This window comes from Paraburkholderia sp. HC6.4b, assembly GCF_014200875.1.
Taxonomy (GTDB): Bacteria; Pseudomonadota; Gammaproteobacteria; order Burkholderiales; family Burkholderiaceae; genus Paraburkholderia; species Paraburkholderia tuberum.
Map to the genome: position 1 here is coordinate 322911 of NZ_JACHDC010000004.1, position 22270 is coordinate 345180.

Genomic DNA, 22270 nt, shown 5'->3' on the forward strand with positions numbered 1-22270 from the left:
TCGCTGGTTCAGTGCCCAGCTGGCGCACGCGAACGCAAACGCTCAATACTTGATATTCCTGGCCGCCTCACGGCCATTCTGCTTGGTTTGCCGCTTGTCCTGCCGGCATTGCGAATTGCTCTTCTGGTCCGTGGCCCGGCACGCCTGCTTCGTGTGGCGGGAACCCTGGCGTGTCTCCTGGCGAACGTCACGTCCGGCGCGACGCTGCTGAGCCTGTTCGGTTGCCCAGGAGCTTCCCGCGCAAACCATCACGGACACAGCCATGACCGCGACCGCGAACTCCCGGCTCCATGAAAACATGGCGACCTCCCTGACAGGTTGAATACGAGTATGCCGGCTTTGTACGAGGGTGCCACGCGTGGCTGTCGCGTCAATCGGACCAAGGTCTTAGGGCCTTCGCGTCGTGCGCGATCCACAAGCCGCCGCGCTTCCGGTTCGATGAACATGAAAACAGGATGCTGCGGTCCGCTCAACGAAGCGGTACCCCACGCGGCGGCGAACGGCGGTCCATTCAGAATGACCGTGAACCAGCCGTAGCCAGCGAATCAGCGAACGCTCACTCGTCCGCCAAAAAATTCGGATGACTTGTGCGGATCTGATCGATCTGACTCAGCGTCCCCGACAGATGCTTGCGTAGCGCTGCCTGCGCCGCCTCGACATCGCCTTTGTCGATCGCATCGACGATCTCGGTGTGATCGCGCACGACCGCTATCGTCTTGCCCTCCACCGGCAGATTCAGGCGCCGCAGCCGGTCGATATGGCCGCTCAACCTACGCACCAGATCCCATAGCTGCGGCACGCCGGCCGCCTCGTACATCTGCCGATGAAACGCCTGATCGAGCAGCGAGAACTGCTCGTAGTTCTTCAGGTCGAGCACTTCCGTTTGCCGCGCGATCGTCAGGCGCAGTTCAGCGATCAGCGTGGCGTCGCGCTGCTCCGCGAGCGTGCGCACCACTTCGAGTTCAATCGAGCGGCGCAGGAAATGCGCCTGCAGCGCGGACGTCACGTTGATCTGACTGACGACCGTCGCGTGCTGCGGATAGATGTCGACGAGACCTTCCTCGCCGAGCTTCATCAGCGCGTCGCGCACGGGCGTCTGGCTGAGCCCGTAGCGGTTCGCCAGCTCGGTGCGCGACAGCACCGTACCCGGCGTGAGTTCGAGGGAAAGGATCATTTCGCGCAGTCGTTCGAATACTTGCGGCGCGGCGTGGCGGGAGCGGTCGAGCCGGGTTACCGTCGACGAATGAGCGTGGTTTTTCATGGCAGAAACTGAAGCATGGAAGCAGGCGTGACCCGGCATGGCGGTCCGCTGAGGCACTAGTACTATAGCCGACGCGCGCCCCTTCCAGCGGGCTTGCGAGCGGAATTCCGCGAACAGTGCACATGGTACTTACCCCAGTAACGCACTAATACATTAGTGCTTTACCATCCGTCCCATCCAACTCTTCTTATGCCGAATGCCATCATGACTCGCGACATCACCATCACGCAGGTGCGCATCACCCCGATCGCCTTCCGCGACGGCCCGCTGCTCAACGCCGCCGGAATTCACGAACCTTGGGCGCTGCGCGCCATCGTCGAGCTGGAGACGAGCGACGGCCGCGTCGGCATCTCCGAGACCTATGGCGACGAACCGATGCTGCGCGTGCTCGAACAGGCGAAGTCGCTGGTGACCGGCCTGTCGCCATTCGACCTCAATCGCATGGAAGAGCGCGTGCGAGCGTCGATCAAGGCGAGCCCGGGTGCGGTCGAATTCGAACTCGCGCCCGGCTCGCACTCGGCGAAGAACGCGCCGAAAGTCATCAGCACGCTCGAAGTCGCGATGCTCGATCTGCAAGGGCAGATCGTCGGCGCGCCGGTCGTCGACCTGCTCGGCGGCAAGGTGCGCGACGCCGTGCCCTACAGCGCCTATCTGTTCTTCAAGTACGCCGAGCACGTCGACACGCCCTATGCGCCCGATGCCTGGGGCGAAGGCCTGAGCCCCGGGCAGATCGTCGCGCAGGCGCGTCGAATGATCGAGCTGTATGGCTTCCAGAGCATCAAGCTGAAGGGCGGCGTGTTCGAACCGGCACACGAAATCGCGTGCATGCGCGCGCTGCATCAGGCGTTCCCCGGCGTGCCGCTGCGCCTCGACCCGAACGCCAACTGGACGCTCGAAACGAGCATCGCCGCCGCCCCCGAACTCGACGAGCTGCTCGAGTACTACGAAGACCCGTGCCCGGGTCTCGAAGGAATGGCCGAACTGGCGAAGCACACGCGCCTGCCGCTCGCGACCAACATGGTCATCACGACGATGGAAGATTTCCGGCGCGGCGCCGAGATGGGTTCGGTCAAGGTCCTGCTGTCGGATCACCACTACTGGGGCGGCCTGCGCGCGACGCAGACGCTCGCGCGCATGTGCAAGCTGTGGGATCTCGGCATGTCGATGCACTCGAACTCGCACCTCGGCATCAGCCTGATGGCGATGACGCACGTCGCGGCAAGCATCCCCAACCTGACCTATGCGTGCGACACGCATTATCCGTGGCAGGAGGAAGAAGTCATCAAGGGCGGCCGCGTGACGTTCGACGACGGCTCGGTGCGCGTGCCCACCACGCCGGGCCTCGGCGTCGAGCTCGACCGCGGGCGGCTCGCCGAACTGCATGCGCAGTATCTGTCGTGCGGCGTGCGCAATCGCGATGACCTCTCGCAGATGCGCAAGTACGAGCCGGGCTTCACCGGCAAGAATCCGCGCTTTTAACTCCCGCTTCCAATCCGCGCCTACGAGCCCTGCGACGCGCAACGCGCGTCGCCATCGAAGGAGACAACTCCATGAGTAGCCCGATTGCCGACACGGCGCGGCCCGAGCGCGCCGGCGCGCTGGCGAGCGCGGTGCGCAAGATCAAATTGCGCGTGCTGCCGCTGTTCGTCGTGATGTTCATCGTCAACTACATCGACCGCGTGAACATCGGCTTCGTGCGCCAGCATCTGAGCGCCGATCTGGGCATCGGGGCGGCGGCCTATGGGCTCGGCGCGGGGCTCTTCTTCATCAGCTATGCGATCTTCGAAGTGCCGTCGAACCTCCTGCTGCAGCGCTACGGCGCGAAGCTGTGGCTCGCGCGCATCATGCTCACGTGGGGGCTGGCCGCGGCCGGCATGGCGTTCGTGCGCGGCGAGACGTCGTTCTACGCGATGCGGCTCCTGCTCGGCGCGGCCGAAGCGGGCTTCTTTCCCGGCGTCATCTACTACTTCACGCAATGGCTGCCGAGCAACGAGCGCGGCAAGGCGATGGCGATCTTCCTGAGCGGCTCGGCGCTCGCGTCGGTGCTGTCCGGGCCGATCTCCGGCGGGCTGATGCTGATCGAAGGCGCGGGGCTGCGCGGCTGGCAGTGGATGTTCATCATCGAAGGCATGTTCTCGGTCGTGCTCGCGGGCTTCATCCTGCTGTGGCTCGACTCGAAGCCGCGCGACGCCGCCTGGCTCACCCGCGCCGAGCAGGACGCCTTGCTCGATGCGGTCGACGAAGAGCAACGCCAGCGCGCCGCCGCGCACCCGGTCAAGCCATCGATAGGAGCGCTGCTGCGCGATCCGCAAATCCTGATCTTTTGCCTGATCTACTTCGCGGTATCGCTGACCATCTACGGCGCGACTTTCTGGCTGCCCAGCATCATCCGCAAGATGGGCCATTTCAACGATTTCCAGGTCGGCCTGTACAACTCGATTCCGTGGCTGATCTCGATCGCGGCGATGTATCTGTTCGCGATGCTCGCGGCGCGCTTCAAGTTCCAGCAGGCGTGGGTCGCGAGCGCGCTGCTGATCGCCGCGCTCGGCATGTATGCGGCCGGCCAGGGCGGCCCGGTGTTTTCGTTCGTCACGATCTGCTTTGCGGCGATCGGCTTCAAGGCCGCCTCGTCGCTGTTCTGGGTGATCCCGCAGGGCTATCTCGACGCGCGGATTTCCGCCGCGGTGCTGGCGCTGATCAACTCGATCGGCAACCTCGGCGGCTTCGTCGCGCCAGCGACCTTCGGCTTCCTCGAACAGAAGACCGGCTCGATCGAGGGCGGCCTCACTGGACTCGCGGTGATGTCGGTGGTAGCCGCCGGGGTCGTGTTCTTCTCCCGCATGAGCCCGCGCGAAGGAATGCCTGCCTCCGCGCATTGACTGCATCGAACAACCGTATAGACACCATTTGCAGAAACCTTAAGGAGACACGATGAAAACGATAGAAGCCACGACGGCCGCCGCACGCACGGCCGTCGGACGATACCGATGGACCATCTGCGCGATGATCTTCGCCGCGACGACGATCAACTACATGGATCGTCAGATGCTCGGGCTGCTCGCGCCGCTGCTGCAAAAGGATATCGGCTGGAGCCAGGTGCAGTACGCGCAGACCGTGATGGTGTTTACGGTCGCCTATGCGGTGGGTCTCGCGATCTTCGGCCGCATCGCGGATCGCGTCAGCACGAAGAAGGTCTACGGCAGCGCGATGGCGCTGTGGAGTCTCGCGGCGATGCTCCACGCGGTGGCATCGACCGTGCCGGGCTTCGCGGCCGTGCGCGGTCTGCTCGGCTTCAGCGAGGCGGCCAATTTTCCGGTTGCGATCCGCACTACCGCCACGTGGTTTCCGAAGAAGGAACGCGCGCTAGCGACGGGCTTCTGGAACATGGGCGCGACGATCGGCGGCATCGTGGCGCCGGCCTTCGTGCCGATCGCTGCCGTGACGTGGGGCTGGCGCGCGACGTTCATCGCGGGCGGCGCGACCGGTTTCATCTGGCTGGCGGTGTGGATGCTCGTTTATCGGCAGCCTTCGGAGCATCCGTCGGTGTCGAAGGAAGAACTCGACTACATCAATGCGGATCGCGAGGAAGTCGTCGAGCAGAAAGTCGGCTGGTTGTCGGTGCTCAAGTACCGCGAAACGTGGGCGTTTGTGTTCGGCAAGCTGCTGACCGATCCGGTGTGGTGGTTCTATCTGTTCTGGCTGCCCAAGTGGCTCAATGAGTCGCGCCATATCGACATCGGCAACATGGGCCTGCCGCTGATCGCTATCTATACGATGTCATCGGTCGGCAGCGTGGCGGGTGGCTGGCTGTCGTCGCGTTTGATGGCCCGCACCAACAGGCCGAATTTCGCGCGCAAGCTCACGATGTTCATTTGTGCATTGTGCGTGGTGCCGATCGCAACGTTGTCGTATTTCCAGAGCCTGTGGTGGGCGGTCTTCGCCGTTGGTCTCGCGGCAGCGGCGCACCAGGGCTGGTCGGCGAACCTAGTCACCATCGTCGGCGACGTGTTTCCGAAGCGGCTGGTCGGCACGGTGGTCGGTATCGGCGGCGTGGCGGGGATGGTCGGTTCGTTCTTCTTTTCCGGCGTGATCGGCGAGACCTTGCAGCGCACCGGGCAGTATTGGGCGCTCTTTACGGTCGGCGCGTCGGCGTATCTGGTTGCGCTGGGCATCATTCATCTGTTGATGCCGCGGATGACGGCGGTGAAGTTGCGCGATTGAAGTGCCGCTGGCGGGTGAAAGGGCGACGGGACGTGGCACGGATAACTGGCGTCCCCCGCCCTTGCAATGATGCTTCCTGCCGAACTTTTGGAGCGCGAGCGCAACGAAGAAGTGTCAGAAGCAACGGGCGAGCATCTGTTGCATACTCTCAACGCGCTATCCCGCATCAGCGAAATCCTTGAATCCTGAGACTTCGCTCGCCCCAACGCCATCGCCACGAGAGCCGTTATGACCATCGATCCCTCCGTCGTCGCCGCATTCACGCCCACGGGCAAGCTGCGCGCGTCGATCAATCTCGGCAATCCAATCCTCGCCAATCGTCACGCCGACTCCGGCGAGCCGTTCGGCGTATCGATCGATCTCGCGCGCGCGTTCGCCGCGAAACTGGACGTCGAACTGGAGCTGGTCGTCTTCGATACGGCCGGCAAATCGGTGCAGGCCGTCGGCGAGGAGCGCGCGGATTTCGGCTTCTTCGCGATCGATCCGTTGCGCGGCGAGACGATCGCGTTCACAGCGCCGTATGTGTTGATCGAAGGCTTCTACCTGGTGCGCGACGACTCGCCGGTGCGCTCGAATCAGGATGTGGATCAGGCGCACAACCGAATCGTCGTTGGCAAAGGCAGTGCATACGATCTGTTTCTGACGCGCGAGCTGAAATCCGCGCAAATCGTGCGCGCGCCGAGCTCGCCGAGCGTCGTGCCGACGTTTATCGAGCAGCATCTGGAAGTGGCGGCAGGCGTGAAGCAGCAACTCGAGGCCGATGCGAAGCAAACTCCCGGTCTGCGGTTGCTAGACGAGCGCTTCATGGTGATCCGGCAGGCGATGGGTGTGCCGAAGAGCCGCGGCGAAGCGGCGGCTCACGCGCTGCGTTCGTTTGTCGAAGAGATGAAGGCCTCGGGCTTGGTGGCGCAATCGCTCGCGCGGCACAAGATCGCGGGAGCGTCGGTTGCGCCTGCGGCGTAGCGGGCCGCACGAACCGACACCGCGTAGCTTTCGAAGCTGCTGGCATGGCAGATACGCGGGGCCGCGCGATGCTTCGGCGCGGCCCCGCCACCACCCTCAGCGACGCTCAAACGAGCGTAGTCTGCACATCCACATTACCGCGCAACGCCTTCGAATACGGGCAGGTCAGATGCGCTCGCTCGATCAACCCGTGCGCCACGTCACGCTCGACACCGGGAAGACTGACGAACAGACGCGCCTGAAGAAAGTAAGCGCCATTGGTGGTGCCGAGATCGATCTCCGCATCGACGCTGGTATCGGCCGGCAACGACAGGTGCAACGCGCGCGCCGCCAGCCCGAGTGCGCCGATGAAACACGCCGACCAGCCCGCGCCGAGCAACTGCTCGGGATTCGTTCCACCCCCCGAGGTGCCGGGCGGCGACAGCTTGATGTCGAGACGGCCGTCCGAGCTGCGCGCGGCGCCTTCGCGGCCGCCGGTCGTATGGGTTTTGCCGGTGTACAGCACTTCTTCGATGCGGGTCATGGTGGCTTACTCCTGTTGATCCAGTGATATTCAGGTCTGCAAATCCGGGCTCGAACTTGCGGTGCACGTATTTGAACGCGCCGACGTATCTCGCATGTGTCTGGATCAGCGGGTTTGGTAAGCGCACGTATCCCCGGGCCGCGCGGATACATTGCGATACAAGGAGCGGCAAACGGGAGCCGGGCGGAGCGCGGCGCGACAACTCACGCGCGCCATCGCGCCCGTCGCTTCATTCAGCGACGCCGGTCGAAATACCGCCGCAACAGATAGTTCGCCGTCGAGCCATGCAGCAGCACCGACAACACGATCGCATCGAGCACGGCGGGCAGCAGCGGCGTCATCGCGCCACGCACGTATTCGAGGCCGAACATCAGGTAGTAAAACGCGCCGACGCCGCGAATCCCCATCCACGCCATCAGATGCCGCTGGCTATTGTCGATGCGCGCACCCATCATCGCGACGACGACGGACAGCGGCCGCGCAACGAAAAACAGAAACACCGCGGGCAACACGGCGCGCAGATCGAACATCTCGCGCCAGTGCGCGGACACGACGCAGCCGATGATCAGCATCAGCGACAACTCCGCGAATCGCTCCATTTCGCGCATGAAGCCCATCATCGATTCGGCGAGGACCGCATGCGCCATTTCTGGATCCTGGGCGACATCGACCTGTTCGCCGTGCTGCACCTCGTCGAGCACTTCCGAGGGATTCTTGTCGCCCGTCGCGCGCAGTTCCTCGTGACGGACGGCGACGCCGGCCACGAACACCGCGACGAACGCATACGCGTGCAGCAGCAGCGATGCGCCGTACGACGTCGACATCAGGCCTAGCGCGAGAAACCCGTCGAGACCGATCGCTTCGCCGTAGCGGGTGCGCAGAAAGAAGATCGCGCGCGCGAACACGATCGCAAACACGCAACCGATCACGAGCGCACTGACGATCCCCCACAGCACCGAGCCGACGAAATGCACGCCACTGCCCGAGCCGAACAGCCTCGCGCCGGCAAGCGTCAGTCCCAGCACCGCAAACGGATAGGCGGCACCGTCGTTCAGGCCGCCTTCACCCGACAACGCGAACCGCACGGGCTCGTCGTCGCCAGCTTGCGTCACGCGCAGCTCGTTGGCGAGCACCGGGTCGGTCGGCGCGAGCGCGGCCGCGAGGAACAACGCCGCGCCGTCCGCGCGTCCGGTCACCAAAGCGGTGAAGCCGAACATCAAGGCGACGGTGAAGAGCATCGCCGGGCCGCCGAGCCGCAGCGGCAACAACCACAGCGGATTGCGCAGCCGCACGCGCAGATGCATGCCGATCGAAAACAACGACACGACAAGCCCGACTTCAGCCAGCGTCGCGAGCAACGCGGTATTGCGGAGCAGATCGACCCCGACGAGCCCGGACACGGCCGGCCCGACCGCCACGCCGACCAGCAGATAGATCATCGCGCCGGTCAGCGGCAAGCGGCGGATCGGCCCGCGCGCGACGGCCATGAACGTGAGCAGCGCGCCGATCAGCAGGAACCAGACCGGTTCGTCCTTCATGGCGGAATCGCGAGCACGCGCGGCGGTGGCGGCAGCCAGGCCGCGTCGCCGCTAGCGCGCACTGCTCGCGCCATGCCGGCGGCACTGTCCGTGCTGAACCGCTGCCTGGTTCGCGCGCCCCGCATGTTCACGGTTCGCCTGGTCGCGGCTCAGCTCGCCGGGCGCCTTGCGCGCAGACGACGCCACTGGCAACACCCGACATCGCGGCGATGGCAAGGCGCTGTACAACCTTGTTCATGAGCGACCCCTCGGTTCGGACCAGCTGGAATGCACTGTCCGTTCCGTTGCAAGCCGCGTTCCTCGCCTGAGGCGTGAGCGTGCCGATCGCCCTCACACACCGAATGGAAAAGTCTCCGCCGCGTGGTTCTTTTCGTCGGCGGAAACGGGCAGCGCGCTCACCGCGCTCGTGCGATCGAACCACACGAACGCATCGAACTGCTCGGCCAGCGACGCTTGCGCGTAATGGCTATACCGCTCGGTCCCGGGACGGTAGATGACGCCGATGAAGCGCTCCAATAGCGGCGCGCGCAGCCGTTCGCGCAGCGTGTCGTGCATGCCGGGCCGCAGGTCGAGCAGGAAGCGCGGGAGACCCGTGCCGTGCATGCTGAATTCGACGCTGCCCTCGAGCGATGGCTGCACGGTTTTGACCTCCATCGGTCCGCCCCAATCGCTCGCCGCGGCGACCGTGCCGCTGTGCGTGCCAAACCCGATCAGCGCCGCCGCGTCGCCGAACTGCGCGCGACACAGCTGGCCGAGATTGATCTCGTCCTGCATGCGGCCCATCTGCGTGGCGCTCGCGTCGCCGATATGCGAGTTGTGCGCCCACGCGACCAGACGCGCCTGCGGCCCGCGGCTGTCGAGCGTATGACGCAGCGTGTCGAACATATGCGTGTCGCGCAGATTCCAGCTTTGCGGCCCGCCGTAGTACATCGCGCGATAGTAGTGCTCGGCGACCGCCACGAGCCGCGCGTTCTGCGCCGCGTCGAGGAAGCGCTCGCCGTCTTCGCGCGCATAGTCGAGCCGGCTTTTCAGCAGATCGCCGAGTTGCGCGACCACGTGTTCTTCGCACTGCGCGTAGCCGCCGCTCAACGCGGCGCGTCCATATACGGCCGGATCTTTCTGCCACGGACTGAGGCACCCGTAACGCTCGCGAGCGATGCGCGCCGCGGCAGGGTCGACGCTGTCGAGATAGCGCAATACCGCGTCGATCGATTCGGAAAGGCTGTAGATATCGAGCCCGTAAAAGCGCGTTTCGCGCTCGGGGTGCGCGGCGTTGTGCGAGCGCAGCCACGCGACCAAGCCCATGAAGTCGGTGTTGCGCCACATCCAGGTCGGAAAGCGGCGAAACGGTCGGGACCGCCCGCCGGGCATCGGCCGATCGCGCACATGCCGGTCGATGATCGCGGCGTCGGGCCAGTCGGCCTCGACCGCGATCATCGAAAAGCCGTGCTGCTCGACGAGGCGCCGCGTGATCGCCGCGCGCGCACGGTAGAACTCCGACGTGCCGTGACTGGCCTCGCCGAGCAGCACGACGCGATGCCCGGCGAAGCGGTCGAAAAATGCCGCGAATTCCGCGGAATCGATGTCGGGCAACGGTTCGGCCGCGTCGCGAATCGCGAGTTCGAGCGCGGCCGGCATAGGCGCGGCCGGCATAGGCGTGAGCGGGATCGGCGTGGACGTGGACGCGGGCCGCAAATCCGCGCGCGCCGCGCCGCCTGGCTCCGGCCAGCCATCGTCGCCGACGAGCGGCACGAAGCGCACGTCGCCGAACGCATCTTCGTCGTAGTCGTGTTCGTCGCGCCGCACGATCTTCACGAGCCGCTGACGGCTCTGACTGCTGCCGACCGGCATCACGAGCCGTCCGCCCACGGCGAGTTGCATGCGCAGCGCTCGCGGCACACGCGGTCCGCCCGCCGCCGCGATGATCGCGTTATAGGGCGCATGCGCGGCAAGACCTGCGGTGCCGTCGCCGACATGCACTTCGACGTTCTCGTAGCCGAGCCGCTGCAAGCGCTCGCGCGCGCCCTCGGCGAGGCTCGCGTCGCGTTCTATGGAATCCACCCGGCCCGCGATCTCCGCGGCGATCGCGGCCGCATAGCCGGAGCCCGTGCCAATGTCGAGCACGCGATCGCCGGGCTGCAACTCGGCGGCCGCGAGCATCTTCGCGACGATGTACGGCTGCGAGATCGACTGCTCGCCGCCGATCGGCAGCGGCGTATCGTCATACGCGAATTCGCGCAGATCGGATGGCACGAATGCCTCGCGCGGCACGCGCCGCATCGCTTCGATCACGTAGTCGTCGCGCACGCCGCGTTGCACGATCTGCCGTTCGACCATCCATGCGCGCGCTTCGTCGAAATCGCTCATCGCCGCCTCCTCGCGAATGCGCAGCGCTGCGCGCGCCACGCATTGCGACGGGGCCGCGCGCGCGTGCACTGCTGTTCCACGCTTCAGTAACGAGCATACCGCCGGCGGGGACCGGTGGCGATGCGCGAAACGTGAAGCGCGCCCGGACCGATCTTTGCTGCACGCTTCTCGAGAGCGATTGCACGAACCAAATGCCGGTCCGAATCCGTCGCACAATCAAAGCAGAAATCATGAACATTCCCATCCAGGTCGTGTCCTTCCTCAGCTCGCGAGGTCTGAAGCTCGCGACCGCCGAATCTTGCACCGGCGGTCAGATCGCGTCGTATCTGGCGAGCGTGCCGGGCAGCGGCGCGTGTCTCGATGTCGGCTTCGTCAGCTACTCGCCATCGGGCAAAGCAGGCTTTCTCGGCGTGCGGCAAAGCACGATGAAGCGATACGGGCTTACCAGCGAAGCGGTCGCGCGCGAAATGGCCGAGGGCGCGCTGCGCCAGGAAGGCTGCTGCGTGGACATCGCGGTATCGAACACGGGGCTCGCCGATAGCGGCGCGCATGGCGGCTCCGATGACGATCCGCCACCAGGCACGCAATGCTTCGCGTGGTCGTTCCGACGGCGCGGCAATGAGTTCACCACGTTCGCCGAGACGCGGCGCTTTTCGGGCGACCGCAACGACGTGCGATCGGCCGCCGCGCTGTATGCGCTGTCGCGCGTCGAGCATTACTTCGATCAACTCCCGCGCGTCGAGCGGGACCACTGACGAGAGAGCGCGACGCGCCACCAACGCGCATTGCCGGTGGCACCGACGCCATTGCCGGCGTCGGTGTAAAGGGGCGGCGCTCGCTTATCCGGCGCGCGGCCGCGTGGCGCGCTTCGGCGGTTCGATGTCATCGCCCGACATTTCCTGCAGTTGCTCTTCGGGCGCGATGCGCGAGCCGCGCTCGCGCTCCGCGGACTGATCGGTCGGCTCCTGCGGCACGGCAGCGTCGTCGGCCGCGCCTTCCGCCTCGATCTGCCGGCGCGCTTCTTCCCAATGGTCGTCGGCTTTCCCTTCCGGCGACGGATCGTTTTCCCAGATCTGGTACGCCCGCGTGCGAATGCGGGCTTCGAGTTCCTTGTCCATATGTGCTTCTCCGTGAACGTGAGCGATGCCGCGGTACGGCGCCACATGCACCGTGCCCGAATGACGGCGAGCCACAGGCCAGCAAGCGTTGTTCCGCGCGTCGCACGTTCGTTCGATGGCACCCGCTATTCGACGTGCGAATCAAATCAGCGCGCCGCCGGACTGGTGCTCGAGGAAGTCGACGTCGACGACGTCAGAACGAAAAAGGGCGGGCGCACAGATCCACCCCGTGCCGGTCGTGAACCAGGGCAAGCGTTTGACAGGGAGGGTGTCGCCAGGCGATATCGCGGCGGGCCGCGCGCTCACGCCTCGGGACAGGCAAGGTCGGCCGCGACGATTCGCGCACCGTACTCCTCGGCGGCGAGCCGCGCTTCCTCGATACTGTTGAACGGACCGACTTCGGGCGCGCCATCGAACGGGAACAGACGGCGGCCATCCACTTTACGGCTCACCAGTAGATCGGCATAGAATCGCCCATCGGCGCTGCGGCGCGCGGTGACGTAGATGGAAAAGTCGTCGCGCGAGGCGACCCCTGCCGCCAGATACGGCGTCAGTTTCAGCTTTCTCCTTGACATGGCTCTCCCCTGCTGCATTAGGCGATCCTGTTCTACCCTCCTGAAATCGATGGTAATGGACATGTAACAGGGTGCGCACGTCCGTAAGTGTCGACTTATAGACATGACTGTCGCAGCGACGTCTTAAACGAATCAGTGCGAGCGCCGCGCGCAAATTCAAGACTCCCATCAGGTCTTGTCACCGACCGCGCGACTGCCCGCCTGATCCAGCCTGGCTTGCAGCGTTTGCTTGCGCGCCGCGATCTTTTCACCGAGAGCGGCGAGATCGCAGCCGGTGCGCCGCAAGGCCGGAAAGAGTTCGCCCTCCTCTTCCTCGACGTGATGCCGCACGAGCTCGGACATGACCTTGAACGTCGCGTCGAAGCCTTTGTCGCCCGGCTTCAGCGTCTCGAACTTCGCGATCAGCGTTTTCACCAGAAAATGCTCGACATAGGCTTCATCGACATCGAGCTTGTCGTCGTCGGGCAGCGCCTGTTGCGCGGCCGGATACAACAGCTCTTCCTCGATGATCGTGTGCATCGTCAGCTCTTCGCACGCGCGCTGCGTCAGCGCGGCTTTGGCTTCGAGCGTGTCGCGCTCGTCGCCGCGCGATTTGCCGAAGGCGTCGAACAGCTTTTCCACGGCGCGGTGATCGGCCTCGAGCAGCGCGAGCGCATCGGGCGTGCTCGCGGGTTCGCGTCGAGCGGTGGGCTGCGTGTCGTCGGTAGCGGATCGCGTTGCGCGGTTCATGGCGGCTCCTTCAATCGGTCAAGTGCCCGCATCGAGCAAACGCCATACCGCGCCAACGGTCCCGCGGCGGTACGTCACTTGCTGCTGGTGGTCCGGCGCGCCATGTTGCGCGCTAACCTCTCCTTCCTCTTTTCAACGACTGATGAGAATCGCCCAGATCGCTCCGCTTTACGAAAGCGTGCCGCCGTTCGCGTACGGCGCCACCGAACGCGTCGTGTCGTATCTGACCGAAGAGCTGGTCGCGCGCGGCCACGACGTGACGCTCTATGCGAGCGCCGATTCGACGAGCGCCGCGCGGCTCGTGCCGATCTGCCCGCGCGGTCTTTGGCGCGACGCGAACGTGTGGGACACGCAAACCCATCACATCAGGCAGCTCGCGCGCGTGATTCGCGACGCGGACCGCTTCGACGTCATTCATTTTCACGGCGAGCCGCTGCATTTCGCGTGGGCCGAGCGCCTGCCGTGCCGTACGCTGACGACGCTGCACGGCCGTCTGCTGCTGAACGATCATGGCCCGCTGTTTCGCGAATTCGCGCGCGTGCCGGTGGTGTCGATTTCCGTGAGTCAGCGCCGGCCCGTGCCGTGGGCGAACTGGCAGGGCACGGTCCATCACGGACTGCCGCTCGACCAGTTCGAATTTCAACCGATGGCCGGTTCCTACCTGCTTTTTCTCGGCCGCATGATGCCGGAGAAACGTCCCGATCTCGCGATCGAAATCGCCCGGCGCAGCGGCTTGCCATTGAAGATCGCCGCGAAGATTCATCCCGGCGAACGCGACTATTTCCGCGAACGCATCGATCCGCTGTTGTGCCGCTCGAGCGCGTTCACCGAATACCTTGGCGAAGTCGGCGGCCTCGCGCGCCGGCAATTGCTCGAGAACGCGCGCGCGTTGCTGCTGCCGATCGAATGGGACGAGCCGTTCGGCATGGTCATGATCGAGGCGATGGCATGCGGCACGCCGGCGATCGCGTTTCGCCGCGGCGCGGTGCCCGAGTTGCTCGAAGACGGCGTGAGCGGCCTGATCGTCGATAACGTGGACGAGGCCGTGCAAGCGGTTGCGCGCATCGACAGCATCGAGCGCGGCGCGTGCCGCCGCGCGTTCGAGCGCCGCTTCACGGCCGCGCGCATGACCGACGACTATCTGACGATCTACGACGCGCTGCTCGCGCGCGACACGAGCGGCCGCCCGCGAGCAACGGGCAGTCAGCCCGCGCCGGTGTAATTGCATTAACCGGACCGCCCGCGCGGCGCACCTCGGCTTCGCGGGGCGTCCGGCTCTGCATCACCGCGATGCGTCGCTGCGGCAGTGTGATCTTGCACGACATTCGTCATATGCATTGTGCGAGCTTCGCGCGGCGCTTTCGGCCCGCGTGCCTGGATTGTGGCGGAGGCTGAAAACCGCCGTCGCCAAAAGAACGTTTTTACCGGCAACGCCCCGAAAAATGCAGCGACGGCATATAGCTTGCTCGTTTGTTTGACTAACAAGAAAGGTCCGCTTTCACGCCCGCTTCCACGTCCCGGAGCCCACTTGACCCACCGCGACTTCATCGTAATCGGCACGTCCTCGGGAGGGGTCGATGCGCTTCGTTCGCTTGCCTCGCAGCTTCCCGTCGATATGCCCGCCAGCATCGCCGTCGTGCTGCATATCGGCGCGCATGGCAGCATGCTGCCCGCGCTGCTGAACCAGGCCGGACCGCTACCCGCCAAGCACGCACAGGATGGCGAACATTACGCGCCCGGCAGAATTTACGTGGCGCCGCCCGATCGGCACCTCGTCGTCGAGGATGGGCTACTGCGGCTTCTGCACGGCGCGAAAGAGAACTTCGCGCGCCCGGCGATCGACCCTCTCTTTCGCACTGCGGCCGCGCAGATAGGGCCACGCGCGATCGGCGTGATCCTGACCGGCCTGCTCGACGACGGCACCGCGGGCCTCGAAGCAATCCAGGCGTGCGGCGGCGCGACGCTCGTCCAGGACCCGGCCGACGCGTTCGCGAGCGAGATGCCGCGACATGCATCGCCGTTTGCCGACCACGTGCTGCCGCTCGATCAAATGGGGCAATGTTTGGTAAAACTGACCGGCGGCAACGCCGGCGCGCTGGGAAAAAACGGCCGTGCGCGGCGCGAGGCGACCGATCGCATCGTTCTCGAACAGGACGCGTGGCTGGCCGGCACCACGGCATTCGAAGCAATCAGGGGACTCGCGACGCCCTCGACTTTCACATGCCCCGAATGCAACGGCACGCTGTGGCGCATGAACGGATCGCGGGTGATGCGTTATCGCTGTCATACCGGTCATGCGTATTCGGCCGCGTCGCTCGGCGACGGCCGCATGACGAATGCCGAGGACTCATTGCGCAAAGCGCTGCGTGCGCTGCGCGAGCGCGAAATGTTCAGCCGCGAGTTGCGCGACCATTTCGCCAAAACCGGAGATACCGCCGCCCAACAGCGCGAGGAGGATAATGCGCTGCGTGCGAGGCACGCGGCCGAACTGCTGCAGTCGATGCTGATGGAAAAATGAGTGCAATGCGGGATAATAGCCGTCCGAGCCAGCAAGAAATGGGCTCGTCGCCCTATAAAAATCCACCGCTGAACACTATCCTTTCCAAGAAGGGACACGCAGCCATGTCAAAGAAGCGAGGGCAAACTCTGCCTAGCCAGGCACTCTATCCGATCGTCGGTATCGGCGCATCGGCGGGGGGGCTTAACGCGCTGACGGAATTCTTCGAGGCGCTGCCCGCGCGCACGTCGATGGCCTTCGTCGTGGTCGTTCACCTGTTGCCGGATCACGAAAGCAATCTGGCCTCACTGCTGCAGAAAGTCACCAGCATGTCCGTGCAGCAGGTCACAGGCCCCACGCCGATCGAATCGGACCACGTCTATCTGGTCGCGCCCTCGTTCGAGATGATCATGGTCGACGGCTACCTGCGCGTCACGCGGAAGCTGCCCGAGGAAGGACGCCGCGCGAGCATCGATCTGTTTTTCCGCACGCTCGCCGAGGCGCACCGCGAACGCGCGATAGGCATCGTGATGTCGGGAGCGGGCTCGGACGGCTCGGTCGGCTTGTCGCGCATCAAGGAAATGGGCGGCATCACGCTCGTGCAGGACCCTTCCGAGGCCGAATACGACAGCATGCCGCGCAGCGCAATCGCGACCGGCATGGCCGACTTCGTGATGACCGCGGCCGAGATGCCGCAACGGCTGCTCGATCTGTGGTCCACCGCGCGGGAAATCCATCTGCCGGCCGCGGAGACGGACGAGCCCGAGGAAGACACGGTCAACGAGTCGGCCGAGCGCGCGCTGCGCGAAATCATGGTGATTCTGCGCACCCGCACCGCACACGATTTCCGACATTACAAACGGGCTACGGTTCTGCGGCGTATCGAACGCCGGCTGCAAGTCAACGGCATTACCGACCTGCAGGTGTATCGCGATTATCTGCATCTGCACCCTGAAGAAACCCAGGCGCTGTTGCAGGACATGCTGATCAGCGTCACCAATTTCTTCCGCGACAAGGAAGCGTTCGACGTGCTCGAACGTGAAGTATTGCCGCCCCTGTTCGAAAGCCGCGGCGAACAGGACCGCATCCGCGTGTGGTCGGTGGGCTGCGCGACGGGCGAAGAAGCCTATTCGCTGGCGATGCTGCTGCAGGAACGCTCGCTGAAGTCGCCCGAGGGCGTGTCTTTTCAGGTATTCGCGACCGACATCGACGAGCGCGCCATTTCCCTCGCGCGCGCCGGTGTGTACCCGGACTCGATCTCCGCCGACCTGACGCCGGCGCGCATCCGCCAGTTCTTCACGAGGGACGCCGCGCATTTCCGGATCAAGAAAGAGCTGCGCGAGCACATGCTGTTCGCCCACCATAACGTGCTGAGCGACCCGCCGTTCTCGCGGCTCGACATGATCTGCTGCCGCAACCTGCTGATCTACCTCGACCGCGAAGCGCAGATCGAAATCCTGAAGATGTTCCACTTCGCGCTGCGTCCCGGCGGCATGCTGTTCCTCGGCAGCTCGGAGTCGGCCGACGGCGTGAGCTCGATGTTCACCGTGGTCGACAAGCGCAACCGCATCTATCGCGCGAACATGGCGGTACGCAGTGACACGCCGCTGCCGATCGCGATTTCCGGCACCATGAGCTCGCGGCCTGTCGTGACCACGGTGCAGCCGCCGGGGCGCCGGCGCTTTTCGTTCGGCGATCTGCATCAGCGGCTCGTCGAGCAATATGCGCCGCCCAGCGTGCTGGTGAGCCGCGAATCCGAAATCGTTCATCTGTCCGATCGCGCCGGGCGTTTTCTGCAGTATTCCGGCGGCGAGCCGTCGCACAACATCGTGGCCGTCGTGCGTCCGGAACTGCGGCTGGAACTGCGCACCGCGATCTATCAGGCCCTGCACACGAACCGCAGCGTCGAAGCGCGCCGCGTGCGCATCGAGCGCGATGGCCGGTCGTACTTCGTCAACATGACCGCGCGGCCCGTGCACGATCCGGAAGCGAACGCGGACTTCGTGCTGGTGCTGTTCGACGAGGTCGAGGACAGCGTGGCGAACGCCGAAACGGCGCCGGCCGACGTGCAGAAAGACCCGATCATCACTCAGCTCGAACGGGAACTGCAACGCACGAAGGAACAGTTGCAGTCCACGATCGAGCAGTCGGAAACCTCAACCGAGGAGCTGAAGGCATCGAACGAGGAATTGCAGGCGATCAACGAGGAACTGCGCTCGGCGACCGAGGAACTCGAAACCAGCAAGGAAGAGCTGCAATCGATCAACGAGGAGTTGACCACGGTCAACGCGGAGCTGAAGTCGAAGGTCGAGGAAACCGGCAAGATCAACGACGACTTGCACAACCTGATCGCCGCGAACGACATCGGCACGATCTTCGTCGACCGCAACATCTGCATCAAGCGCTATACGCCGCGCGCAACCGACGTCTTCAGCATCATTCCGTCGGACATCGGCCGCTCGCTGCTCGACATCACGCACCGCCTCGAATACGACAAGCTCGCCGACGACGCGGCCGAGGCATTCGACTCGTTGCGCCTGATCGAACGCGAGCTGAAGAGCAACGACGGGCGCTGGTATCTCGCGCGCTTCGTGCCTTACCGCACGACCGAAGACCGCATCGACGGCGCGGTGCTGTCGTTCATCGACATCACCGGGCGGCGTCAGGCGGAAGACCGGCTGCGCGAAGGCGAGCGGCGCATGCGCATCGTCGCGGAAAGCACGCGTGACTACGCGATCATCACGTTCGACGACAACGGCGTGATCAACAGCTGGAACGCGGGCGCGGAGCGGATTTTCGGCTATACGGAAGCCGATATGATCGGCCAGTCCGCCGACATCCTGTACACCGAAGAGGACCGCGCCGACAACGTCGCGCAACGCGAGTTCGCCGAAGCGCGTCTGAATGGCCGCGCCGAAGAGGAGCGCTGGCATTTGCGCAAGGACGGCACGCGCTTTTTCGCGAGCGGCGTGCTGTCCCGCCTCGACGAACCGGGCATCAGCGGCTTTGCGCAGATCACGCGCGATCTCGGCGAATATGTGAACGAACCGACCTCGGGACGCGGCACCCATGTCGAATCGCTGCGCGCGGCAAGCGAGCGCGACGCGCAGCGGCGCCGCGACGAATTTCTCGCGGTCGTGTCGCACGAGCTCAAGCATCCGCTGAACCTGATTTCGGCCAGCGCCGAGCTGATCGCGCGCGCGCCGGAAACGCGGCAGAACCTGAACGTGTCGCGCGCGACCGATACGATCCGCCGTACCGTGATGGGCCAGGCGCAAATCATCGACGATCTGCTCGACATTTCGCGCGTGCGCACGGGCAAGCTGTCGGTCGTGCGCACCGTAGTGGACATGCGCGAGATCGTGCAGCGCGTGTGCAGCGCGGTGCAGGACGATACGGCGCAGCGCGGCGTCGCGTTGAGGGTCGACATCACCGATGCGCCCGTGATCATTCACGCGGACCTCACGCGGATCGAGCAGATCGTGTGGAATCTGATCAGCAATGCGCTGAAGTTCACGCAGCGCGGTTCGATTCAGGTGTCGTTGCAGGTCAACGATCACGCCGAGGCCGTGCTGCGCGTCAGCGATACCGGCATCGGCATCGAGGCGTCGCTGCTGCCGCATATCTTCGAGATGTTCCAGCAGAGCCGCGATCCGGGCTTGCGCCGCGGGGGCCTCGGCATCGGCCTCGCGCTGGTGCGTGATCTGGTCAACCTGCACGGCGGCGCGGTGCGTGCGGAGTCGGACGGCGTCGGCCGCGGCGCGACTTTCACGGTGACCCTGCCCATCCACCGGCTCGCCACCCGCACGAGCGCGGATATCGAAGTCACCGCCGAGCCGTTGAAAGGCACGCGCATCCTGATGGTCGACGACGACGCCGCGACCGTCGAAACCTTCAAGCTGCTGCTGGAAAGCGAGGGCGCCGAAGTGCGGACCGCGACGAGCGGCGAGGAAGCGTTGACGATCATCAACGGCAACGCGCCCGATATCATCCTGTCCGACATCGGCATGCCGGGCATGGACGGCATGGAGTTCATCGGCAAGCTGCGCGGTATGCCGGCGATGAAGTCCGTGATCTGCGTCGCGGTCAGCGGCTTTGGACAGCAGGCGGACGTCAGTGCGGCCGAACACGCGGGCTTCGACGCGCACCTGAAAAAGCCGGTGGTTCTCGAAGACCTGCTGAGCATTTTCGCGCGGCTGCGCGGCTGAACTAGCGGCTTGACGGGGCGCAACGCATCTATCCGTTGCTTTGCGACGACGACGCGTTGCGCGAGGCCGATCCGTTTGTCGGCCTCAGGGCTAAACCAGCCGTCGGGCGACGACGTATTTAAATGCGCGCGTGAATGCGGGCCGCTCAGGAAGCCACACCAGCAGTTCAGCACGTGCTTGAGTTGCGCATTGAGCGCCGGGTCGCGAAACAGCATGTAGCCGGACGGCATGCACATCGACCAGTCGAGCACCGCGTTCAGCGGACAGGGAATCAGATCGGATTCGCTGAACGGCGGTGCGTAGGTCATCAGGTAGTCGACGATCGTCATCAGTTCGTCGATCGATGCATAGCCGAGCACGTAGCCCGCCTCTTGCGCCTGAATGATGGCCCGCGTCATATCCATGCGCAGCACCGGATCGCCTTCGATCAGCGCGCGTGCGTGGCGCCGTGCGCGCACGTTCGCGTAGTAGTAGAACCGCAACGGGAGCAAGTGCTATTCCCGCACCGACCCTTCGCGCACCGCGCCGGCGGAATGCAGCTTGCTACCCGCCGGTATGGAATCGGACCAGCGCTTGCTTGTCATCTCACCGCATCTCGACGATGCGGTCCTCAGTTGCGGACTGCTGATCGCCGCGCATCCCGGCACGGTCGTCTGCACGGTTTTCACCGCGCCGCCCGCCGAGAACACGACGACCGATTGGGACCGCGCGGCCGGTTTCGCCGACGCGTTCGAAGCGATGCGGGCGCGTCAGGCGGAAGACCGGGAGGCGCTGGGGTTGTTGTCGGCGATTCCGGTACATCTGCTGTTTCGCGACGCGCAATACCACGCATCGCCTGATGCGGACGAGCTGATCACCGCGTTGAACCACGCTGTTTCCGAAACAAAACCCACGCTGATCGTGATGCCGTTGGGTCTGTTCCATTCGGATCACGTTCTCGTGTCCAATGCCTGTCTCGCCCTGATGCGGCGTCAGCCAGCCACGCAGTTCGTCGCGTATGAAGACGTGCCCTACCGGCGCATGTCCGGCGTCGTGCAAGCGCGCCTGTCCGACCTCGCGAAACGCGGCTATGCCGCCAACACGCCGCATGCGTTGGACGTGCCCGGCACCACGCAACACGAGCGCATGAAGCGCGCGGCACTCGACGCCTATCGCAGCCAATTGCGCGCATTCGGTCCCGAAGGACAGGCAAGCCTTTTTTCGTCCGAACGCTATTGGCAGCTTGGCCGCGACGAATCGGGTCGATCAACGCAAAACGCGTGACGCACGGCACGAGGTTTGCGTCGTCGCAGTCCAACCGTCGAAGCGATTGCACAGCATGCAAACCAAAGCCCCCCACCCGCGTATTTCGGTCGTCGTTCTCACGTATAACCGTGCGGGCGAATTGCTCACCACCCTGGAACGTCTGATCGCGTTACCCGAAAACCCGCCGATCATCGTCGCCGACAACGGTTCCACCGACAACACGGTCGCACTCGTCGAAGCGCGCTATCCGAGCGTTCGCGTCGTCGAATGCAACGGCAATCTCGGCGCGGCAGGGCGCAACCACGCGGTCGCGTGCGTCGAGACCGACTATGTCGCGTTCTGCGATGACGACACCTGGTGGGGCCCGGGCTCGCTCGAACGCGCGGTGCAATTGCTCGATGCATGGCCGCGCGTCGGTGTGCTGAATGCGCGTGTCGCGGTCGGCGCGGACAACACGACCGATCCGACCTGTGCGTTGATGCGCGCAAGCCCGCTCGGCCGTGTCGGTCTCCCGGGGCCCTCCTTGATCGGCTTGATGGCGGGCGCGTGCGTGTTTCGCGCGGCGCTGTATCGCGAGATCGGCGGCTATGAGCCGCGTCTTTTCATCGGCGGTGAGGAAGCACTCGTTTCGCTCGACGTGCTCGCGTCGGGACATGCGATCGTCTACTGCGAGCAGTTGACGCTCCATCACCATCCGTCGCCGGTGCGCGACAGCGCGTTGCGCCGTCGCATGCTCGCGCGCAACGCCGCGTGGGTCGCGTGGCTGCGTCTGCCGTTGGGCGAAGCGTTGAGCGCGACTGTGCGCGCCCTCGACGTATTCGCGCGGGAAGGCACGCTGCTGCGCGACGGCACCGAATTGCTGGCCGGGCTGGCGTGGACCGTGCGAGAACGCCGGGTAGTCCCCCGGTCGATCCTCGCGATGCGCGACCGCGTGCGCGCGTCCGAGCGCAATCTCGACGCGTCCGCAACGACGACTGTTGGTGGCAAGTTCGACGCGCCGATCTGAGACCTCGCTCAGACCTGAA

19 protein-coding genes and 1 pseudogene are annotated in these 22270 nt (G+C 64.9%); 11 read left to right on the forward strand and 9 right to left on the reverse strand.

Features of this window, described 5'->3' with window-relative positions; genetic code table 11:
* Window positions 1-42 precede the first annotated feature (42 nt).
* Window positions 43-300, reverse strand: coding sequence for a hypothetical protein (locus HDG34_RS38975; RefSeq protein WP_260321079.1), 258 nt, complete (start codon window positions 298-300; stop codon window positions 43-45).
* A 256-nt stretch (window positions 301-556) separates the two neighbouring features.
* Window positions 557-1261, reverse strand: a complete 705-nt coding sequence (locus HDG34_RS08130; RefSeq protein WP_184059055.1) for a GntR family transcriptional regulator — start codon at window positions 1259-1261, stop codon at window positions 557-559.
* 204 nt (window positions 1262-1465) lie between these two features.
* On the opposite strand from HDG34_RS08130, the gene HDG34_RS08135 reads away from it, so the two are divergent.
* The 5 genes from HDG34_RS08135 (at window position 1466) to HDG34_RS08155 (ending at window position 6445) form a co-directional block, all read left to right on the forward strand.
* On the forward strand, window positions 1466-2740 hold the full coding sequence (locus HDG34_RS08135; protein WP_184059057.1) for a glucarate dehydratase family protein: 1275 nt from the start codon (window positions 1466-1468) through the stop codon (window positions 2738-2740).
* A gap of 71 nt (window positions 2741-2811) precedes the next feature.
* A complete protein-coding gene (locus HDG34_RS08140) occupies window positions 2812-4140 on the forward strand; it encodes an MFS transporter (protein ID WP_184059059.1) in 1329 nt (442 codons plus the stop codon).
* A gap of 52 nt (window positions 4141-4192) precedes the next feature.
* Complete coding sequence (locus HDG34_RS08145; protein WP_184059061.1) at window positions 4193-5482, forward strand: MFS transporter; 1290 nt, start codon at window positions 4193-4195, stop codon at window positions 5480-5482.
* A gap of 66 nt (window positions 5483-5548) precedes the next feature.
* Window positions 5549-5671: a hypothetical protein gene (locus HDG34_RS08150; protein WP_409259271.1), complete on the forward strand. Its 123-nt coding sequence runs from the start codon at window positions 5549-5551 to the stop codon at window positions 5669-5671.
* Window positions 5672-5710: 39 nt separating this feature from the next.
* Window positions 5711-6445 carry an ABC transporter substrate-binding protein gene (locus HDG34_RS08155; protein ID WP_184059063.1) on the forward strand — a complete coding sequence of 245 codons (735 nt, stop codon included), beginning with the start codon at window positions 5711-5713 and terminating at the stop codon, window positions 6443-6445.
* Window positions 6446-6551: 106 nt separating this feature from the next.
* Here HDG34_RS08155 and HDG34_RS08160 read toward each other — a convergent pair whose 3' ends face one another.
* The 3 genes from HDG34_RS08160 to HDG34_RS08170 form a co-directional block, all read right to left on the reverse strand.
* Entirely contained in the window at window positions 6552-6968 is a 417-nt protein-coding gene (locus tag HDG34_RS08160; RefSeq protein WP_184059065.1) for an organic hydroperoxide resistance protein, read from the reverse strand.
* A 233-nt stretch (window positions 6969-7201) separates the two neighbouring features.
* Window positions 7202-8506, reverse strand: a complete 1305-nt coding sequence (locus HDG34_RS08165; protein ID WP_184059067.1) for a cation:proton antiporter — start codon at window positions 8504-8506, stop codon at window positions 7202-7204.
* 330 nt (window positions 8507-8836) lie between these two features.
* The gene (locus HDG34_RS08170; RefSeq protein WP_184059069.1) at window positions 8837-10873 is read right to left on the reverse strand and encodes a protein-L-isoaspartate(D-aspartate) O-methyltransferase; all 2037 of its coding nucleotides are present in this window, start codon (window positions 10871-10873) and stop codon (window positions 8837-8839) included.
* Window positions 10874-11103: 230 nt separating this feature from the next.
* On the opposite strand from HDG34_RS08170, the gene HDG34_RS08175 reads away from it, so the two are divergent.
* Entirely contained in the window at window positions 11104-11628 is a 525-nt protein-coding gene (locus tag HDG34_RS08175) for a CinA family protein (protein WP_184059071.1), read from the forward strand.
* An 84-nt stretch (window positions 11629-11712) separates the two neighbouring features.
* Here the strand turns inward: HDG34_RS08175 and HDG34_RS08180 are convergent, their stop codons facing one another.
* The 3 genes from HDG34_RS08180 to HDG34_RS08190 form a co-directional block, all read right to left on the reverse strand.
* Window positions 11713-11991 carry a DUF2934 domain-containing protein gene (locus HDG34_RS08180; protein WP_184059073.1) on the reverse strand — a complete coding sequence of 93 codons (279 nt, stop codon included), beginning with the start codon at window positions 11989-11991 and terminating at the stop codon, window positions 11713-11715.
* Between the two features lie 302 nt (window positions 11992-12293).
* Entirely contained in the window at window positions 12294-12566 is a 273-nt protein-coding gene (locus HDG34_RS08185; RefSeq protein WP_184059249.1) for a DUF6723 family protein, read from the reverse strand.
* Window positions 12567-12734: 168 nt separating this feature from the next.
* Entirely contained in the window at window positions 12735-13295 is a 561-nt protein-coding gene (locus tag HDG34_RS08190) for a hemerythrin domain-containing protein (protein ID WP_184059075.1), read from the reverse strand.
* A 142-nt stretch (window positions 13296-13437) separates the two neighbouring features.
* Between HDG34_RS08190 and HDG34_RS08195 the strand changes: the two genes are divergently transcribed.
* From HDG34_RS08195 to HDG34_RS08205, 3 genes are all read left to right on the forward strand, one after another.
* A complete protein-coding gene (locus tag HDG34_RS08195; RefSeq protein WP_184059078.1) occupies window positions 13438-14517 on the forward strand; it encodes a glycosyltransferase family 4 protein in 1080 nt (359 codons plus the stop codon).
* A 306-nt stretch (window positions 14518-14823) separates the two neighbouring features.
* Window positions 14824-15813, forward strand: coding sequence for a chemotaxis protein CheB (locus tag HDG34_RS08200; protein WP_184059080.1), 990 nt, complete (start codon window positions 14824-14826; stop codon window positions 15811-15813).
* Window positions 15814-15917: 104 nt separating this feature from the next.
* Complete coding sequence (locus HDG34_RS08205; protein ID WP_184059082.1) at window positions 15918-20000, forward strand: CheR family methyltransferase; 4083 nt, start codon at window positions 15918-15920, stop codon at window positions 19998-20000.
* Between the two features lie 56 nt (window positions 20001-20056).
* Here HDG34_RS08205 and HDG34_RS08210 read toward each other — a convergent pair.
* Window positions 20057-20452: pseudogene (locus tag HDG34_RS08210) on the reverse strand (phophatidylserine decarboxylase associated domain-containing protein); the annotation flags it as partial.
* A 103-nt stretch (window positions 20453-20555) separates the two neighbouring features.
* On the opposite strand from HDG34_RS08210, the gene HDG34_RS08215 reads away from it, so the two are divergent.
* A complete protein-coding gene (locus HDG34_RS08215; protein ID WP_184059251.1) occupies window positions 20556-21263 on the forward strand; it encodes a PIG-L deacetylase family protein in 708 nt (235 codons plus the stop codon).
* Window positions 21264-21318: 55 nt separating this feature from the next.
* Complete coding sequence (locus HDG34_RS08220) at window positions 21319-22251, forward strand: glycosyltransferase family 2 protein (protein ID WP_184059084.1); 933 nt, start codon at window positions 21319-21321, stop codon at window positions 22249-22251.
* Window positions 22252-22270: the final 19 nt, after the last annotated feature.

Bases quoted from the DNA above. Each gene is read 5' to 3' on its own strand.
- HDG34_RS08145 (WP_184059061.1), top strand. From the start codon at position 4,193: ATGAAAACGATAGAAGCCACGACGGCCGCCGCACGCACGGCCGTCGGA.
- HDG34_RS08215 (WP_184059251.1), top strand. From the start codon at position 20,556: ATGGAATCGGACCAGCGCTTGCTTGTCATCTCACCGCATCTCGACGAT.
- HDG34_RS08170 (WP_184059069.1), bottom strand. From the start codon at position 10,873: ATGAGCGATTTCGACGAAGCGCGCGCATGGATGGTCGAACGGCAGATC.
- HDG34_RS08220 (WP_184059084.1), top strand. From the start codon at position 21,319: ATGCAAACCAAAGCCCCCCACCCGCGTATTTCGGTCGTCGTTCTCACG.
- HDG34_RS08135 (WP_184059057.1), top strand. From the start codon at position 1,466: ATGACTCGCGACATCACCATCACGCAGGTGCGCATCACCCCGATCGCC.
- HDG34_RS08185 (WP_184059249.1), bottom strand. From the start codon at position 12,566: ATGTCAAGGAGAAAGCTGAAACTGACGCCGTATCTGGCGGCAGGGGTC.
- HDG34_RS08165 (WP_184059067.1), bottom strand. From the start codon at position 8,506: ATGAAGGACGAACCGGTCTGGTTCCTGCTGATCGGCGCGCTGCTCACG.
- HDG34_RS08205 (WP_184059082.1), top strand. From the start codon at position 15,918: ATGTCAAAGAAGCGAGGGCAAACTCTGCCTAGCCAGGCACTCTATCCG.
- HDG34_RS08160 (WP_184059065.1), bottom strand. From the start codon at position 6,968: ATGACCCGCATCGAAGAAGTGCTGTACACCGGCAAAACCCATACGACC.
- HDG34_RS08140 (WP_184059059.1), top strand. From the start codon at position 2,812: ATGAGTAGCCCGATTGCCGACACGGCGCGGCCCGAGCGCGCCGGCGCG.
- HDG34_RS08190 (WP_184059075.1), bottom strand. From the start codon at position 13,295: ATGAACCGCGCAACGCGATCCGCTACCGACGACACGCAGCCCACCGCT.
- HDG34_RS08130 (WP_184059055.1), bottom strand. From the start codon at position 1,261: ATGAAAAACCACGCTCATTCGTCGACGGTAACCCGGCTCGACCGCTCC.
- HDG34_RS08155 (WP_184059063.1), top strand. From the start codon at position 5,711: ATGACCATCGATCCCTCCGTCGTCGCCGCATTCACGCCCACGGGCAAG.
- HDG34_RS08150 (WP_409259271.1), top strand. From the start codon at position 5,549: ATGATGCTTCCTGCCGAACTTTTGGAGCGCGAGCGCAACGAAGAAGTG.
- HDG34_RS08180 (WP_184059073.1), bottom strand. From the start codon at position 11,991: ATGGACAAGGAACTCGAAGCCCGCATTCGCACGCGGGCGTACCAGATC.
- HDG34_RS08195 (WP_184059078.1), top strand. From the start codon at position 13,438: ATGAGAATCGCCCAGATCGCTCCGCTTTACGAAAGCGTGCCGCCGTTC.
- HDG34_RS38975 (WP_260321079.1), bottom strand. From the start codon at position 300: ATGTTTTCATGGAGCCGGGAGTTCGCGGTCGCGGTCATGGCTGTGTCC.
- HDG34_RS08175 (WP_184059071.1), top strand. From the start codon at position 11,104: ATGAACATTCCCATCCAGGTCGTGTCCTTCCTCAGCTCGCGAGGTCTG.